At 65.1% G+C, this 15,023-nt stretch carries 15 protein-coding genes and 1 tRNA gene; 6 read left to right on the forward strand and 10 right to left on the reverse strand.

Annotated elements, in window-relative coordinates; all coding sequences use genetic code 11:
• Position 1 precedes the first annotated feature (1 nt).
• The 9 genes from PZ895_RS04515 to PZ895_RS04555 all read right to left on the reverse strand — a co-directional run bounded on the left by PZ895_RS04515 (position 2) and on the right by PZ895_RS04555 (position 8,463).
• The gene (locus PZ895_RS04515) at positions 2–199 is read right to left on the reverse strand and encodes a hypothetical protein (RefSeq protein WP_126006708.1); all 198 of its coding nucleotides are present in this window, start codon (positions 197–199) and stop codon (positions 2–4) included.
• Positions 199–459, reverse strand: a complete 261-nt coding sequence (locus tag PZ895_RS04520; protein ID WP_126006706.1) for a DUF6117 family protein — start codon at positions 457–459, stop codon at positions 199–201. The genes PZ895_RS04515 and PZ895_RS04520 overlap by 1 nt, the downstream gene beginning before the upstream one ends.
• 86 nt (positions 460–545) lie before the next feature.
• A complete protein-coding gene (locus PZ895_RS04525; RefSeq protein ID WP_275837791.1) occupies positions 546–2,699 on the reverse strand; it encodes a chromosome partitioning protein ParB in 2,154 nt (717 codons plus the stop codon).
• A gap of 125 nt (positions 2,700–2,824) precedes the next feature.
• Positions 2,825–3,166: a hypothetical protein gene (locus PZ895_RS04530; RefSeq protein ID WP_126006702.1), complete on the reverse strand. Its 342-nt coding sequence runs from the start codon at positions 3,164–3,166 to the stop codon at positions 2,825–2,827.
• Complete coding sequence (locus PZ895_RS04535; RefSeq protein ID WP_126006700.1) at positions 3,163–4,125, reverse strand: zincin-like metallopeptidase domain-containing protein; 963 nt, start codon at positions 4,123–4,125, stop codon at positions 3,163–3,165. Before PZ895_RS04535 ends, PZ895_RS04530 begins: the two co-directional genes overlap by 4 nt.
• Before the next feature lie 341 nt (positions 4,126–4,466).
• Positions 4,467–4,543: transfer RNA gene (locus PZ895_RS04540), tRNA-Arg, on the reverse strand.
• A 169-nt stretch (positions 4,544–4,712) separates the two neighbouring features.
• Positions 4,713–6,200 carry a HAMP domain-containing sensor histidine kinase gene (locus PZ895_RS04545; RefSeq protein WP_275837792.1) on the reverse strand — a complete coding sequence of 496 codons (1,488 nt, stop codon included), beginning with the start codon at positions 6,198–6,200 and terminating at the stop codon, positions 4,713–4,715.
• Positions 6,201–6,274: 74 nt separating this feature from the next.
• Positions 6,275–7,702 (reverse strand): FAD-dependent oxidoreductase, encoded by a 1,428-nt coding sequence (locus PZ895_RS04550; RefSeq protein ID WP_275837794.1) that lies wholly within the window; start codon positions 7,700–7,702, stop codon positions 6,275–6,277.
• Positions 7,703–7,713: 11 nt separating this feature from the next.
• On the reverse strand, positions 7,714–8,463 hold the full coding sequence (locus PZ895_RS04555) for a TVP38/TMEM64 family protein (RefSeq protein ID WP_275837795.1): 750 nt from the start codon (positions 8,461–8,463) through the stop codon (positions 7,714–7,716).
• A 384-nt stretch (positions 8,464–8,847) separates the two neighbouring features.
• Between PZ895_RS04555 and rpmH the strand changes: the two genes are divergently transcribed.
• The 6 genes from rpmH to PZ895_RS04585 all read left to right on the forward strand — a co-directional run bounded on the left by rpmH (position 8,848) and on the right by PZ895_RS04585 (position 13,990).
• Complete coding sequence (rpmH, locus tag PZ895_RS04560; protein WP_024586493.1) at positions 8,848–8,982, forward strand: 50S ribosomal protein L34; 135 nt, start codon at positions 8,848–8,850, stop codon at positions 8,980–8,982.
• Between the two features lie 34 nt (positions 8,983–9,016).
• A complete protein-coding gene (gene rnpA, locus PZ895_RS04565; protein ID WP_275837797.1) occupies positions 9,017–9,355 on the forward strand; it encodes a ribonuclease P protein component in 339 nt (112 codons plus the stop codon).
• A gap of 20 nt (positions 9,356–9,375) precedes the next feature.
• Complete coding sequence (yidC, locus tag PZ895_RS04570; protein WP_275837798.1) at positions 9,376–11,202, forward strand: membrane protein insertase YidC; 1,827 nt, start codon at positions 9,376–9,378, stop codon at positions 11,200–11,202.
• A 132-nt stretch (positions 11,203–11,334) separates the two neighbouring features.
• Positions 11,335–11,886, forward strand: coding sequence for a fasciclin domain-containing protein (locus tag PZ895_RS04575; RefSeq protein WP_275837799.1), 552 nt, complete (start codon positions 11,335–11,337; stop codon positions 11,884–11,886).
• A gap of 128 nt (positions 11,887–12,014) precedes the next feature.
• Entirely contained in the window at positions 12,015–12,671 is a 657-nt protein-coding gene (yihA, locus tag PZ895_RS04580; protein WP_275837947.1) for a ribosome biogenesis GTP-binding protein YihA/YsxC, read from the forward strand.
• A gap of 38 nt (positions 12,672–12,709) precedes the next feature.
• Entirely contained in the window at positions 12,710–13,990 is a 1,281-nt protein-coding gene (locus PZ895_RS04585; RefSeq protein ID WP_275837801.1) for an amidohydrolase family protein, read from the forward strand.
• Here PZ895_RS04585 and PZ895_RS04590 read toward each other — a convergent pair whose 3' ends face one another.
• Positions 13,991–14,860: an AraC family transcriptional regulator gene (locus PZ895_RS04590; protein ID WP_275837802.1), complete on the reverse strand. Its 870-nt coding sequence runs from the start codon at positions 14,858–14,860 to the stop codon at positions 13,991–13,993. It abuts the gene before it with no gap.
• Between the last annotated feature and the right edge of the window lie 163 nt (positions 14,861–15,023).

Genomic DNA, 15,023 nt, shown 5'->3' on the forward strand with positions numbered 1-15,023 from the left:
GTCAGTGGCGGGTTCGCATGAAGCCACGCTGGATCTCCGCGTGGCGGCGAAGCATCGCGCAGTAGAAGATCCTGCGGAGCAGCCGCCGGCACGGATCGGCGCGGACTTCCGGCGACAGAAATCTTACCGCCGCCCGGAGCACGGCCCGGTCCGTATCGAGCGGGGTGACGCCGAGATTGGGATAGAGCGTGTGCAGCATCACCGGCCTCCGTCGTCGGGCGCCAGGAAGCCGGACGGATCGTCCGGGTCCGGCGGAAGATAGGCGTCGTAGGGATCGCCATCGGCCAGATGGCCGAACGGCGTGAAGACGTAATCGCCGCCGTCGCGGCCGACCGCGCAGATGACGTAGCGCAGGTTGCCGGTCGCGGCGTCCTGGCACTCCATCAGGGCGAGGTTGCCATCGCCAGCCGCTCTCAGCAGCGTCTTGAAGTTGGTGCGTGCATGGTCGGGAATCGCCATGTCGATCTCCTGAAACGATAACGGCCCGGCGCATGGCCGGGCCGAGAGTGAAGGGATGGAAGGGAGCGGCCGGAGCCGCTCCGCGACTATTCGGCGGCGACCAGATGCTCGGGATCGCCCTCAACGCTGCCGACCGCCTCCTCCTCATCACCGGCGAGGAAGGCGGGAAGCGCCTCGCCATCGCCCTCCGTGCCCGCCTCAAGCTCCGGCTCGGCGTCGAGCGGCCGCAGCGGCTCGGGCAGCCAGCCGGTTTCAGCGAGCAGCCGTTCGGCTTCCTCGGCCATGTCGCCCTTCTTCAGATGGGCGATCAGGTCGGCCGCGCGATCGCCGGCGCCCTCGCGGACGGCTTCGAGGATGCGGGTCTTCGGAACGCGGCCGAGATAGTTTTCGACCGTGGGCCGGAAGCCCGCCTCGATCATGTCGAGGCCGGTGGTGCGGGCGAGCCGGTCGGCCTCGGCCATGCGAAGGTCGAGACCGTGCTGCGAGATGCCGCTGGCGCTGATCGGGTTCGGCCGCTCGTAGAGCGCGTTGACGCCGTAGCTCACGCAATGGGCGAGCAGCGCCAGGCGGCTGGCCTCGTCGAGCGCGGCGAGCCAGTCCCAGAGCGCGTCGTCGTCGGACGGAAGGTCCGCCTTCCAGCCGTCGTGCCGCTCCTTGACCGACTGCGCATAGGGGCTGTCCTTGAGGTCCGGACCCTGCTCGCGGAAATAGACCTCGCGGACGGAAGCCCCGACCGCGGCGCCGGTGGTGGAGCGCCCGAACGTGTCGCGCACCAGCTTGTGCAGCAGCGCCGTGAGCGCGACCTGCGGGTTGGCGCCCACGGCGTCGCGCAGGGCGAGCGTGCGATGCGCCGTCAGCTCGGCCACCAGCCTTTCCGACAGGGGACGGATGACGTCTTCCTCGTCCTCCTCCGGCTCGGCAGGCTCGCCGCCGATGGTGATGACGGTCCGCATGACTCGCGGCTCCTCCGTGCCGTCGCCGTCGGCGCCTACGGCCTCCGGCGCTTCGCCGTCGACGGCCGCGGCCGGCTCGTCCTCGGGCCGGACATAGCCGCGTTCGACGACAAGATCGCCATCGGAATCGACCGAGATGAAGGCGCCGGCGCCGGCGATCTCGGCCGGGTCATAGATGGCCGGGCGGTTCTCGAAGGCGTCAAGCGCCGCCTCGATCTCGCTGAGCCGCTGGTGGATCTCGTCGGGCAGCTCGTCGCAGCCGTCATGCTCGGCCATCAGGGCGTCGTACTCGTCGCGCAGCGCCTCGCGCTGCTTGCGCTCCTTCCGCGTGAGTTCGGGCAAGGTGCCGGCGAGCACGCGAAGGCCCCGCTCGTGGCCGAGCGGGAGGTCGAGGCTGACGGCGATCCACTTCCAGCCCTCGGAGGCCACCTCGTCGGCGACGGTCCTGAGCTTGTCCGCAACCAGCCTGTCGAGCAGAGGCACGTCGTCGAGCCAGCCGCCATCCTCCTCGTCGAACAGGTAGCGGGGCAGCACCGGGCCGCCGGCCGCGACATAGGCGTCGAGGCCGATGAACATGGCGCGCTTGTCGGACGCGGGAACGCTGGTCTCGGTGAGCATCTGGCGGACGTGCCAGGGTTCGCGGTAGTGCGACTGCCTCACGGCATCCCAGACCTGCTCCTGACGGGCATGATCGGGATTCGCGGTGAAGGTCTCCAGCAGCGCCAGCGTCATGCCGTTCTCGGCATAGACCTCCAGCAGCTTCGGCGAGACCTTGGCGAGCGCGAGGCGCTGCGCGACATAGCGCTCGGTGGTGAAGTAGGCGGTGGCGACCTCCGCCTCGGACATGCCGCCGTCGACCATGCGCTTGAAGGCGCGGAACTGATCGAGGGGATGCAGCGCCAGCCGCAGCACGTTCTCTGCGAGCGAGTCGTCCACGGCCGAGGTCTTGGCGTCGGCCTTCTTGACGATGCAGGGAACGAGCCCGTCCTCGGGGAAACGCCCCGCCTTCACGAGCCGGGCGATCGACCTGTAGCCGCGCCCGCCCGCCGGCGTCTCGAAATCGCCGGTCTCGTTGCCGTCCGCGTCGAGGATGGCACGGACATTGAGACCCTGCACGAGGTCCTCGCGGCGGTCGATGTCGAAGGTGAGTTCGTCCAGGCCGGCCTCGACGTCGACCTCGCGGACATTGCTGTCCGACAGCCTGATCCGGTTGAACGGAATATCGCGCGCCCGCGAGAACACGATCATTGGGACGGCGGCGGACTTCTTCCTGGCAGCTCTTGCCATCGTGGTTTCTCCACGACGGGCGCGGAGAGCCTCTCTCTCCGCTTCCAACCCGTCACGGAAACCCCGGCACCTCTCTTCCTCTCGGCTGCGCCGGCACACACCGGCGCAGCCATCGGCCGGAACGGTCACAAGGCGTACTGCCGGGGCCGTTCGTCGTTGATGCGGTATTTGCAGCGCAGCGCTAAAATCGCGCCGTTCTGCCGCTCGACCTTGCGGCGAAGCCGCTCAAGCTCGGCCTGCGCGGCTTTGGACGTACGATCGAGGATGCGCCGGTATTCGGCCTCGTCGGCTCCGGTCCAGCGGCTCATCCGGCGATGATACCAGCGCGACTTCGGGCGCCGCCTGATGGTCTCGGCTTCCGCGCCGTCGCAAAGCCGGCGCTCGACAAGGGCGAGGTTGTGCCGGGTCTCAGCCAGGCTCTCCTCCATCCGAGCGAGCGCGGTGCGCAATTGCGCGTAGGTCATCATGCCGCCCTCCTGTCGATCGAGGAGGCGGCATCGACGGCGGGCTGCTCGTCGGCCGGCAGGAAGGAGAGAAGCCAGTCGGCCGCCTTGCTGGCCTGCGACGCGGCGCGGAAGATGGCGCGGTTGTCCTCGCGCATCGTGTCGATCCACGCGCCGATATAGTCGGCATGGCGCACGGTGGGCCTGATGCCCAGCGCCGCGCAACAGAAGGCGCTCGAAAGCTCGGCGACGCATTCCTCGACGAAATACTTCTTCGAGCCGAAGGAGCCGCCGAGATCGCGAGCGAGGCGCGAGTGATGGCCGCTGGCGTGCGACAGCTCGTGCAGGGCCGTGCGGTGCCAGTTGATCGGCTCGAAGAAGGCGGCCGGGGGCGGCACGACCACATAGTCGGGGGCCGGCATATAGAATGCCTTGTCGCCGCCGATGCGGAAGTCGATGCTGGTGGCCTTGATGAGCGCCTCGACGGTGGGCTCGATCTGGCCGGGCGGCGGAGGCGGTGCGGCGACGGTGACGTCTTCGGGAAGGTTCTCGCATTGCACGGTGTTGAACACGGTGAAGCGCTTCAGGAAGGGAATCGCGTGGGCTTCCTCGCCGGTTTCCTGCGCGCGCTTCTTTTCCTCGTCGGGGATGAAGCGGTCGGCGTAGACGACCGTGGTGCCGTGCTCGCCCTTGCGAACATTGCCGCCGAGCGAGAGCGCCTGGCGGAAGGTGAGCCAGCCCTGGCCGGGGAAGCCGCGCTCGACCACGGCGCCCCAGAGAAGAAGGATGTTGATGCCGGAATATTGCCGGCCGGTGACGGCGTTCTTCGGCAGGCCGAGGAGCGCGTCGGCCTCGGGGGTGCCCCAAGGCTGCACCCAGGGCACGCGGCCCGCCTCCAGTTCGGCGATGATCTTGTCGGTGATGTCGTCGTAAAGGCTCGTCCGGTCCGAGCCGGCGCGAGCGCTGCGGTCATGTCTGGCCATCGGGATTACTCCGCGACGGGCCTCGGGAGCCTCTCTCCCGATCCCAGCCCGTCACGGCAAACCCGGCCTGCCTCTCACTCTAGGGGGGCGTTGCGGGGTCTCCCCGCAGAAGGGGGTGCGCCGGCAACGAAGTGCCGGCCAGGGGGAAGGCTTTCCCCCCGAGACCATCATCAAATTCGCCCCACCAGCTATCAAAAAGTGGGAATCACATGCTGCCGATGCCGACATTCCGCGTCTATCTGCAACAAAAACCCCAGACTAAAACCCAGACTAAAATGGATTTTTATGCTGGGGAGCTATCGCGCTGAAGGCAGAAAATGAAGTGATTTCAGTGGGTTAAATGGCGCGCCCGAAAGGATTCGAACCTCTGACCCCCAGATTCGTAGTCTGGTGCTCTATCCAGCTGAGCTACGGGCGCGCAGCGATCACTAAGACCGCGAAGCCGGCGGACCGGCATCTGAAGTGGCCGTTACCTAGCCATTGAGCCGCTGAAAAGCAAGCGGGGTTTGGAGAAAAATGCGCGGCGTCCTCATTCCCTTTGGGCAGTCTTGTGATGCAATCGGATCGCCGGGTGCTAACGCAGCAGGTCAGGCCGGGCGGCGGATCGACTTGCGGGCTTCGTCAAGCGCGATGGGCTGGTCGGGAATGCAGATCTCGAAAACCGTGCGTCCGCCACGCGTCTCGACGAGTTCCAGGGTACCGGCATGGGCGCGCACGAGTTCGTGCGCGATCGCCAATCCGAGGCCGGTGCCGCCGCTGCGCGCCGCGCCGCGAAAGGCGGCGAACAGGTTCTCGCGCGCTCTTTTCGGCAAACCGGGGCCGGTATCCTCGATCGTGATCTTCGAGACCGTTCCTTCCCGCATGGCGCCGATCGTCAACCGCTTGACGACGGCGGTTTCCGTATCGGTCTGCATGGCCTGCACGGCATTGCGCGCCAGATTGGCTAGGACCCGGAAAAGGTGATCGGCATCCGCCTCGACTTCCAGCGCCGGATCGACCGCGTTGACGAACTCGATGTCGCCCTCGGGCGCAAGCCCCAGTATCTCGCCGACGTCGTCGACCATCTGCGCAAGCCGCAGCCTGCGCCGCGAAGGCGGCGCTTCCTGCGTGCGACCATAGGCGAGAACCCCTTCGGAATAGGACACCGCCCGATCGAGCGTGCGTACCAGTTTCGGCACGAAGGACTGAACCGTGGCATTGTCGATCAGGCGCAGCCTGTCGGACATCAACTGCGCCGCCGCCAGCATGTTGCGCATGTCGTGGTTGATCTTGGAAACGGCGAGCCCGAGTTCGGCGAGATGCCTCTGCTCGCCGAGCGTACGCTGCAACTCGCCCTGCATGGTCGCCAGTTCGTGCTGCGCGATGCCGATCTCGTCGGTCCGGCGGTCGGGGCGGATCACGCGGGCGGGGTCGTCGGGAGCGGCGGAAAAGGCCAGCATCGAGTGTGTCATGCGCCGTATCGGCCGGATCATCATCCGGTTGATGGCCCAGAAGACGAGACCCGCGGTGATCACCGAAATGATCAGCGACAGGATCGCGACATTGCGCGCATAGACCATCATCGCTGAACGGAGGTCGCCATCGGGAATGATCAGTTCGAACTCTTTGGTGCTGTCGCCGACGGGGCCGAAGACACGCAACATGCGATTGCCGCCCCAAAGTGCCGTCGACAGGGCGTCGCGCACTGCCGCGATCGGCGATGTCGCCGCGATGGAGACATGCTCGTCGATCTCGGGCGGCATGTCCGCGGCGACCAGGAGTTGCGACATGCCTTCGTCGCGCACGGCCACCGCCTTGGCGCCGAGCGAGGCGAGCACATCGTCCTGCGTCGCACGGGAGAGGCTGGAGGCATCTTCGTCGACGAGGACCGTGGCCACGGCCGCTGCCGTGCTCAGGCGTTCCTCGAGCCAGCGCAGGCGGAAATTCGCAATGGAGGGGATGAATATCAGAACTTCGGCGATCAGCACGAAGAGCATGGTGAGCAAGAGCAGTTTGGTCGACAGACCGCGTCCCAGCGCCACGCTCGCGCGCCTGTCGAGCGATTCAGCCTTGCCATCCGTCTCGCGATCCTTCACGCGGCGTCTCCTGCCAACCCTGGAGCATCGGGCCGAAAGGTTGAAACCAGTGTCGGATTGTCCCGATGCTCCATCTAGCCGAATGCCTGAAGGAAGCGGATGATTCGCCTCACGACGGGCTTGCGGGTCATATCGGCAAAATAGGACATGGCGGCACGTTTGCCAATTTCCCCCGTGGTGGGGTAGGGCGAAATGAAGGCGGTCAGGTCCCGCAGACGCATTTTCTTCGCCAAAGCGAGCGACCAGAAATTGCCCATCTCGGAGGCTCCCTTGGCGAGGATCGACACCCCTACGACGCGGCCGCGCCTGTCTGCCACGATCTTGATCAGTCCTTTCGTCTCGCGCTCGGCCTGTGCGCGGTCATTGTCGTGAACCGGCCAGGGCAGCGTGCGGATGTCGCCATACGCCTTGCGCGCTTCCGCTTCCGTCAGTCCGACCTGCACCAGTTCGGGGTCGAGAAACGTGACCCTCGGCAAGGACGCATAGTCCACCCTTGCGGGGAGACGGAACAGGAGAGCGCGGATCGCGATGCCGGCATGGTAGTTGGCGACATGGGTGAATTGCGGTCCGCCCGCAACGTCGCCGATGGCATAGACCCGCCGGTTGGAACTACGCAGGCCGGCATCGACGGCGATGCCCTTCTTGTCGTGGCGTATGTTGGCGGCGTCGAGGTCGAGTGCGGAAACATTCGGCGCGCGGCCGGCGGCGACGAGCAGATGCGAGCCTTCCACGACGCGCTCATCGCCGCTTTCGGCCTTCGCGAAAAGACGCAGACCCTCATTCGTCCGTTCGACGCGCAGGACCGAGTGACGGTCCAAAAGCGCGACGCGTTCCTCGCGAAGCGTATCGAGAGCGATGGCTGCCAGATCCGGATCGTCGCGCGACAGGAACGTGGCTGCCTCGACGACCGTGACGCGCGAGCCGAGCCGGCGATGCGCCTGAGCGAGTTCGAGGCCGATCGGTCCGCCGCCGATGATGACGAGATGGTCGGGCCTTTGCTCGATCTCGAAAATCGTCTCATTCGTCAGCACCTGGACACCGTCGATGCCGGGGATCGGCGGGATGACGGGGGAGGAACCTGTCGCAATGACGAAACGCCGTGCCGAAATGCGATGACCGCCCGCCTCGAGCGTCCTGTCGTCGATGAAGCGCCCTTCGGCCTTGATCACCTTGACGCCGAGGCTCTCGAAGCGCTCGACGGAATCGTTCGGCGCGATGGCGTCGATCACGGATCGGACATGAGCGTGAACGGCCTGGAAGTCGATCGTCGGCTCGACCGGTGCGATGCCGAATGCAGAGGCCGAACGCATCGCCTGCGCGCGTTTTCCGGCTGCGATCATCGCCTTGGACGGCACGCAGCCATAGTTGAGGCAGTCGCCGCCCATTTTGCTCCGTTCGACCAGCACCACATCGACCCCGAAAGCGGCGGCTGCGGCGGCGACCGAAAGTCCGCCGGAGCCAGCTCCGATGACGCAGATATCGGGCGTGAGATGCGCTTGCATGAATGATCCGATCAATCGGCAGCGGGCGCCTTCGCCGCGGTCCTTCGGGTCCAGTAGGCTTTGATGAGCATGGCCGAAATGGCCAGCAGCGCAAGGCCCGCAAGCGCCAGCGTGATCTGCGGCGTGACGATATCGCCGAGGGTCGGCGTCTCCCCCGCGGCATTTGCTGCCGTCAGGACGCTGTCAACGCCGGCGCCGAGATAGGCGAGGACGAATGTGCCCGGCAGGATTCCAAGAAACGTCGTCGTGACATAGGTTGCCAACCGAACCTTGAAGAGGGCGGGGGCCACATTGACCACGAAAAAGGGCAGGATGGGGGTCATGCGCAGCACCAGGAGATAGCCGAAAGCATTCTCCTCGAAGCCTTTGGACAGAGCCTCGGCACGGCCCTTGACGCGGCTGCGCAGCGTATCGCCGAGCGCGGAGCGAGCGGCAAGGAAGATCAGCGTCGCGCCGATCGTTGCCGACACGGCGACGACGGGGCCGGCGACCGTCCAGCCGAAGAGAAACCCGCCGAAAACGGTGAGCGCGCCGGCCGCCGGGAAGGCGAAGGCGGTCGCGACCATATAGAGGAGCCCGAACAGGAACGGCGCAAGAATGCCGTAGGACGCTGCATGGGCCTGCAACTCTTCCTTGCGCGCTGCGAGTTCGCCAAGGCTCAGATGTTCGTGCCAGCCGAGCCCCCAGCCGAAGGCAAGTCCGCCGGCGAGGATGGCGAGCGGCACGAAACGCCAGATCGAATTCGATCGGCCCGCTGTCATGGCGCCATCCTTTGTCCGCTCGCGCGCAGTCACCGTCGCAACGCGAAGGGTCGGTCGCGACTTGTTGGTCATGCCTTTGGCATTGGCGAGATTGGCTGGCAAGGAAAACTCCCGATGCGGATGTCCGTCGGGCACACACATGGCGCGCAAATCGATCGCCCACAATGCCACACGCGCGGTCTCAAGCTGTGTTGACAAGCGTCGGCTCACGCTTCACCGCGTCGTGACCGGCATTGATTGACTCGCGCGGGCGATCTTTCTATAAGCCGCCCCACGCTCGGGCCGAGGTCTTGGCGCGACTGTTGTTGCGTGTATGACCGGCCGATGCTCCTCGTCCGATGAGACAGCTATCCAAGAAGGGCCGCACGCCGCGGTATTAAATAAATGAAGCGCACCTACCAGCCGTCCAAACTCGTCCGCAAGCGCCGCCACGGTTTCCGTGCGCGCATGGCCACCAAGGGAGGCCAGAAGGTCATCGCTGCCCGCCGCGCCCGCGGCCGCAAGCGTCTGTCCGCTTAAGCCGTCGCGGGCCGGGCGCCGAAGGGCAAAGGGTTTGACCGACCGGCCGCATGAGAATGCACCGGGGCGCTTGAAGAAGCGCGCCCAGTTTCTGGCCGTTCGCCGGGGCGAGAAGCGCCGGGGGCGGCTTTTCTTGTTGGAGGTGATGCGACGTGACGACGCGGGCGAACCGCGTCTGGGCATCACCGTCACCAGGAAGGTCGGGAATGCGGTGGTCCGAAACCGCATTCGTCGCCGGCTGAAAGAAGCCGTTCGCGTCCATGCGGCGCGTGACATGGCGTGCGGCACCGATTATGTCATCGTCGGCCGCCGCGAACTGCTCCAGACGCCGTTCGACGAATTGAAGGCAGAACTCTCCCGCCGATTTCGCTGAGCGGGGATAGGGATCCCTTGATGGAAAACAATCGCAACTTCTTCATCACGATCGCGCTTTCCGTCGTGATTCTGACCCTTTGGCAGGTGTTCTACATGAACCCCCGCATCGAGGCGCAGCGCCAGGCGGCCGAGATTCAGGCGCAGCAACAGCAGGCGGCCACTCCTCAGGAGCAGGGGCCCAGCGTCGCGCCGGGTGATGGAGACTTGCCAAGCGCGCCCGGCACGCAGGCCGAGGTGCCCGGCGGCGGCGCGTCATCCGCCGCGCCGCAGACACGCGAGGGCGCCGTCGGCGCGACCGATCGCGTCGCCATCGACACGCCGCGTCTTTCGGGTTCGATCAACCTGACCGGTGCGCGCATCGACGACCTTCTCCTGAAGGATTATCGCGTTACGGTCCAGCCGAACTCGCCGAACATCTCGCTTTTGAACCCGTCCGCGCTTGCCGACGGCTATTACGCCGAAGTCGGCTATGTGGGGCAGGGCAATGCTGGCGCGGTTCCGGGACCGCAGACGGTCTGGTCCGTCGAGGGCAACGCGCAGCTTACGCAGGACACGCCGGTCACGCTTTCCTACACCAACGATGCCGGCCTGACCTTTGAGCGCACGATCGCGGTCGACGCCGACTACATGTTCACGATCTCCGACAGCGTCACGAACGCCGGTGGAGAACCGGTCGAACTGATGAATTACGGCCGCATAACGCGCGTCGGCACGCCCGACATCGAGGGCATCTTCGTGCTTCACGAAGGGCTGATCGGCGTCACGGGCGAGGAAGGGCTTCAGGAAATCGACTATTCCAAGCTCGCCGAGGATCGCCAGATCACCCCCGGCAAGAGCAATGACGGCTGGCTCGGCATCACCGACAAATATTGGGCCGTGGCCCTGGTGCCGTCCGACGGGCAGGCGTTTCAGCCGCGCTATTCCTATTTCGACGACGGGCGCGTGCGCTACCAGGTGGATTACCTGTCCGATCCGGTCTCGGTCGCACCTGGTCAGTCGACCGATATCCAGACCCGTGTCTTCGCCGGTGCCAAGGTCGTCGGTGTCATCGACGGCTATGAGGAAGCCTACGGCATCCGTCAGTTCGAACTGCTGATCGACTGGGGCTGGTTCTATTTCATCACCAAGCCGATGTTCTTCGTCATCGACTGGTTCTTCCGCCTGTTCGGCAATTTCGGCGTCGCCATCCTTGCCACGACCGTCCTCGTCAAGCTGGTCTTCTTCCCGCTCGCCAACAAGTCCTATGTGTCGATGGCGAACATGAAGAAGGTGCAGCCCAAGCTGATGGAAATCCGGGAGAAATACGGCGACGACCGGATGAAGCAGCAGCAGGAGATGATGGAGCTCTACAAGAAGGAAAAGATCAATCCGATCGCCGGCTGCTGGCCGATCCTTCTCCAGATTCCGGTCTTCTTCGCGCTCTACAAGGTCATCTACGTCACGATCGAGATGCGTCACGCGCCGTTCTTCGGCTGGATCAACGATCTGTCCGCGCCGGACCCGACGTCGATGTTCAACCTGTTCGGGCTCCTGCCATACGACGTGCCCTCCTTCCTGATGATCGGCGTCTGGCCTTTGATCATGGGTGTCACGATGTTCCTGCAAATGCGCATGAACCCGACGCCGCCCGATCCGACCCAGGCCATGATCTTCAACTGGATGCCGGTCGTCTTCACGTTCATGCTGGCGACCTTCCCGGCCGGCCTCGTGATCTACTGGGCCTGGAACAACTTCCTGTCGATCCTGCAGCAGGGGCTCATCATGAAGCGTCAGGGCGCCAAGATCGAGCTTTGGGACAATCTGGGCGGAATGTTCCGCCGCAAGCCCAAGGAACCGGCCGAATAGGCAACGGACCAAAAGCCCCGCCGAACGCAAGCGGGGCTTTTTTGTGGTCACACTTCGGTGAACCCCGAAACTGCACGCAGGACCCTCCCGTAACTGGACATGTCAACGACAACATTCCTTGGGAGAGGCATCATGAAGAAGCTTTCGATCACGACCCTTATGGTATCCGCAGCAATTGCGCTGGCCGTGCCGGCATCGGCTCAGGACAATCCGACAGTGGGCGGCGCGCCGATGCTCGTCGAGCGCAACATCGTCGAGAACGCCGTGAACTCGCCGATCCACACCACGCTCGTCGCCGCCGTCCAGGCCGCCGACCTTGCCGGCACCCTGTCCGGCCCCGGCCCGTTCACGGTTTTCGCGCCGGTCAATGACGCGTTCGCGATGCTGCCCGCAGGCACCGTCGACACGCTGCTCATGGCTGAAAACAAGGGCCAGCTCACGAGCGTCCTGACCTATCATGTCGTTCCCGGCAAGCTGAGCGGTCCCGAGCTTCTGCGCCGCGCCAATGCAGGTGGCGGCGAAGCCCAGTTGACCACGGTGCAGGGTGGAACGCTGACCGTGGTGCCGTCCGGGCGCGGCGTCGCCGTGACGGATTCGAACGGCACGACCAGCGTCGTGACAACGGCGGACGTCAACCAGTCGAACGGCGTCATTCACGTCGTCAACCGCGTCCTTCTGCCCTGATGATCGCTTGCCCGGCCGGATCATCATGTCCGGCCGGGCGGCATCGGTCCGCCTGCGCTTGACAAGGCGGGCTGAAAGCTCAATGCCATCCACGGTCCTTATGGCCGTGGAGATTGACGTTGAGCGATATGGAAGACCCCCGGCCGGCCCCGATCGTGGCGGCGCCGTTCCCCAAGAACTGGATCTTCATTCGCGGCGTCCCGTCGATGAAGTTCCTGCCCCCTGAAGGCCCGCCCGAAATCGCCTTCGCCGGAAGGTCGAATGTCGGCAAGTCGTCCCTGATCAACGCGCTCGTGGCCCGTAAGGGCCTTGCGCGCACGTCGAACACGCCCGGCCGCACGCAGGAACTCAACTATTTCGTCCCCGATGGCTTTTCGGGACAGGCAGGCGACCTGCCGCCCATGGCGCTGGTCGACATGCCCGGCTATGGCTTCGCCAAGGCGCCGAAGTCACAGGTCGACGCCTGGACGAAACTCGTCTTCGACTATCTCAAGGGCCGCGTCACGCTTAAGCGGGTCTATCTCCTCATCGATTCCCGCCATGGCGTGAAGCAGAACGATTCCGACGTGATGGACCTGCTCGACAAGGCGGCATGTTCCTATCAGGTGGTTCTGACCAAGACCGACAAGATCAAGACCGCTGGCATCCAGCCGCTGATCGACGAGACGACGCTGAAGATCAAGCGCCGGCCGGCGGCATTCCCCGTCGTCCTGGCCACCTCGTCCGAAAGGAACGAGGGGCTCGAGGAGTTGCGCGAGGCGATCATGCTGGCCTGCGTGACCTGACAGATCTTCGGCAAAGAGTGCGACCGGAAGAGGCGGCAATGAATTTCGATCTGATCATCAAGGGCGGAACGCTGGCTGACGGACGCGTTGCCGACATCGGCATTCATGGCGGCCGCATCGCGGCAATCGAACCGCATATCGATGTCGATGCGGGCGAAGTGATCGACGCCGCCGGCGATCTCGTCGCACCGCCTTTCGTCGATCCGCATTTCCACATGGACGCGACGCTCTCCTATGGCACGCCGCGCATCAACGCGTCCGGCACGCTTCTGGAGGGCATCGGCCTTTGGGGCGAACTGAAGCCACTGCTGACGCATGAGGCGGTGAAGGAGAGGGCGCTCGCCTATTGCGACTGGGCGGTCTCGATGGGCCTTCTGGCCATCCGCACCCATGTCGACACCTGCGACGACCGGCTGCTCGCCGTCGAGGCGCTGCTCGACGTGAAGAAGACCGTGGCGCCCTATCTCGACCTGCAACTGGTCGCCTTCCCGCAGGATGGCTTCTACCGCGACCCGACGGCGCGCGAAAACACGGTCCGCGCGCTCGCCCTTGGCATCGACATCGTCGGCGGCATTCCCCATTTCGAACGCACGATGGAGGACGGCCGCCGCTCGGTGACCGAACTATGCGAAATTGCCGCCGAACGTGGCCTGCGTGTCGACATGCATTGCGACGAAACCGACGATCCCTTGTCGCGGCACATCGAACAACTGGCATATGAGACGCAGCGTTTGGGGTTGCAGGGCCGGGTCAACGGCTCGCATCTGACCTCGATGCATTCGATGGACAACTACTACGTCTCCAAGCTCCTGCCGCTGATGGCGGAGGCGGAGGTCTCGGCCGTGCCGAATCCGCTGATCAACATCGTTCTGCAAGGCCGCCATGACAGCTACCCCAAGCGCCGGGGCATGACCCGTGTGCCCGAGATGCTCAAGGCCGGCATCCGCGTCGGCTTCGGCCAGGACTGCGTCCTCGACCCCTGGTATTCGCTGGGCACGGCCGACATGCTCGACGTCGCCTTCATGGGGCTTCATGTGGCGCAGATGACGAGCCCGGCCGACATGCGCCGCTGCTTCGACATGGTGACGAGCGAAAATGCGGCGATCATGGGCCTCGAAGCCTATGGGCTCGCGGTCGGCAACATTGCCAGCCTCGTCGTTCTCGACGCCGGCAACCCGATCGAGGCGCTGCGGCTGCGACCGGACAGGCTCTGCGTCGTCTCGAAAGGGCAGGTCGTGTCGCGCAAGGCGCGTAACGATTCGCGTCTTGCGATTGCCGGGCGTCCTGCATCGGTGCGCCGGCGGCACACGGCGTCCTGATCAGGGCCATTCCGCAAAGCTCGGCACATGCACGGCACGGCCGTGGTCGGCCCGCGCGTCGATCACGGCGCGGCGATAGCGACCGGGCGGCGTCCCCGTCATCTTGCGGAAAAAGCTTGAAAAATGTGCCGGGTCGGAAAAGCCGAGCGAATGGCCGAGTTGCTGGATCGTCAGCGACGAGCGCTCCAGCCGCAGCATCGCCTCGCGCGCAAGGCGTTCTGAAACAAGCGCCTTGGGCGACTTGCCGATGCCGTCGGTGCAGATCGCGTGCAACCGGTCGGGCGTGACGCCCAGCGCATCTGCATAACGCGCGACCTGCCAGTGATTGCGGAAATTCATCTCGACGAGCTGGCGGAAGCGTTGAAGAAGGCTCATCCGCTCGCCGATTCCTGGCAGCGATTCCCGTCCGCCCGAAACGCGCAGCATCGACACGAGCACGATGCGCAAAAGCGCCGACAACAACAGTGCGGAAGCCTCCTGCGGCTGGCGCCGCTCCGCGATCGCGGCGCTCAGGCAGCGCTCGATCACCCCCAACGCCTCCGCGTGACCTGCGAGCGAAAGCGTGAAGTCGCGGTCGACGAGGTATCGCAGGGCGACCGAGTGCGCCTCGTCGCCGATGGCCTCGACGAGCGTGTCGTCGCCGATTTGCGCGCGAAGTCCCGTTGCGCCGGCTTCAAGCCGCAGGCGGCCGGGCTTCATATCGCCGAGCCACAGAAGTGCGGGAGCGGCGATGGCGAGCCTTTGGCCGCCCGCGTCGGCCTCGCCGCCGCCATCGGTCAACAGGACGAGTTGGCGCGTCATGGTTCCCGTCGGCCCGTTGAAGGACCAGAACCGCGCGTGCAACCCGCAATCGATCGTGCCGACGTCCATTTGCCCTCCAAGCCGAGGCCAGATATTTACAATAGATCACCGGATTTATTCATATCAAGTGCCGATGGCTTGCGCTTCAATCGAAGTTGTCGCCGGGAGAACGGAGCCCGAAACGGGCCGTGGCGGCTGAAGCGGAATTCACGCTTCGCTGGGAGGATGATTT

Origin of the sequence: Mesorhizobium sp. YIM 152430 (assembly GCF_029210365.1) — a bacterium.
In the GTDB taxonomy this organism is placed as follows: domain Bacteria; phylum Pseudomonadota; class Alphaproteobacteria; order Rhizobiales; family Rhizobiaceae; genus Aliihoeflea.

Bases quoted from the DNA above. Each gene is read 5' to 3' on its own strand.
- PZ895_RS04515 (WP_126006708.1), bottom strand. From the start codon at position 199: ATGCTGCACACGCTCTATCCCAATCTCGGCGTCACCCCGCTCGATACG.
- PZ895_RS04520 (WP_126006706.1), bottom strand. From the start codon at position 459: ATGGCGATTCCCGACCATGCACGCACCAACTTCAAGACGCTGCTGAGA.
- PZ895_RS04525 (WP_275837791.1), bottom strand. From the start codon at position 2,699: ATGGCAAGAGCTGCCAGGAAGAAGTCCGCCGCCGTCCCAATGATCGTG.
- PZ895_RS04530 (WP_126006702.1), bottom strand. From the start codon at position 3,166: ATGATGACCTACGCGCAATTGCGCACCGCGCTCGCTCGGATGGAGGAG.
- PZ895_RS04535 (WP_126006700.1), bottom strand. From the start codon at position 4,125: ATGGCCAGACATGACCGCAGCGCTCGCGCCGGCTCGGACCGGACGAGC.
- PZ895_RS04550 (WP_275837794.1), bottom strand. From the start codon at position 7,702: ATGCAAGCGCATCTCACGCCCGATATCTGCGTCATCGGAGCTGGCTCC.
- PZ895_RS04555 (WP_275837795.1), bottom strand. From the start codon at position 8,463: ATGACAGCGGGCCGATCGAATTCGATCTGGCGTTTCGTGCCGCTCGCC.
- rpmH (WP_024586493.1), top strand. From the start codon at position 8,848: ATGAAGCGCACCTACCAGCCGTCCAAACTCGTCCGCAAGCGCCGCCAC.
- yidC (WP_275837798.1), top strand. From the start codon at position 9,376: ATGGAAAACAATCGCAACTTCTTCATCACGATCGCGCTTTCCGTCGTG.
- PZ895_RS04575 (WP_275837799.1), top strand. From the start codon at position 11,335: ATGAAGAAGCTTTCGATCACGACCCTTATGGTATCCGCAGCAATTGCG.
- yihA (WP_275837947.1), top strand. From the start codon at position 12,015: ATGGAAGACCCCCGGCCGGCCCCGATCGTGGCGGCGCCGTTCCCCAAG.
- PZ895_RS04585 (WP_275837801.1), top strand. From the start codon at position 12,710: ATGAATTTCGATCTGATCATCAAGGGCGGAACGCTGGCTGACGGACGC.
- PZ895_RS04590 (WP_275837802.1), bottom strand. From the start codon at position 14,860: ATGGACGTCGGCACGATCGATTGCGGGTTGCACGCGCGGTTCTGGTCC.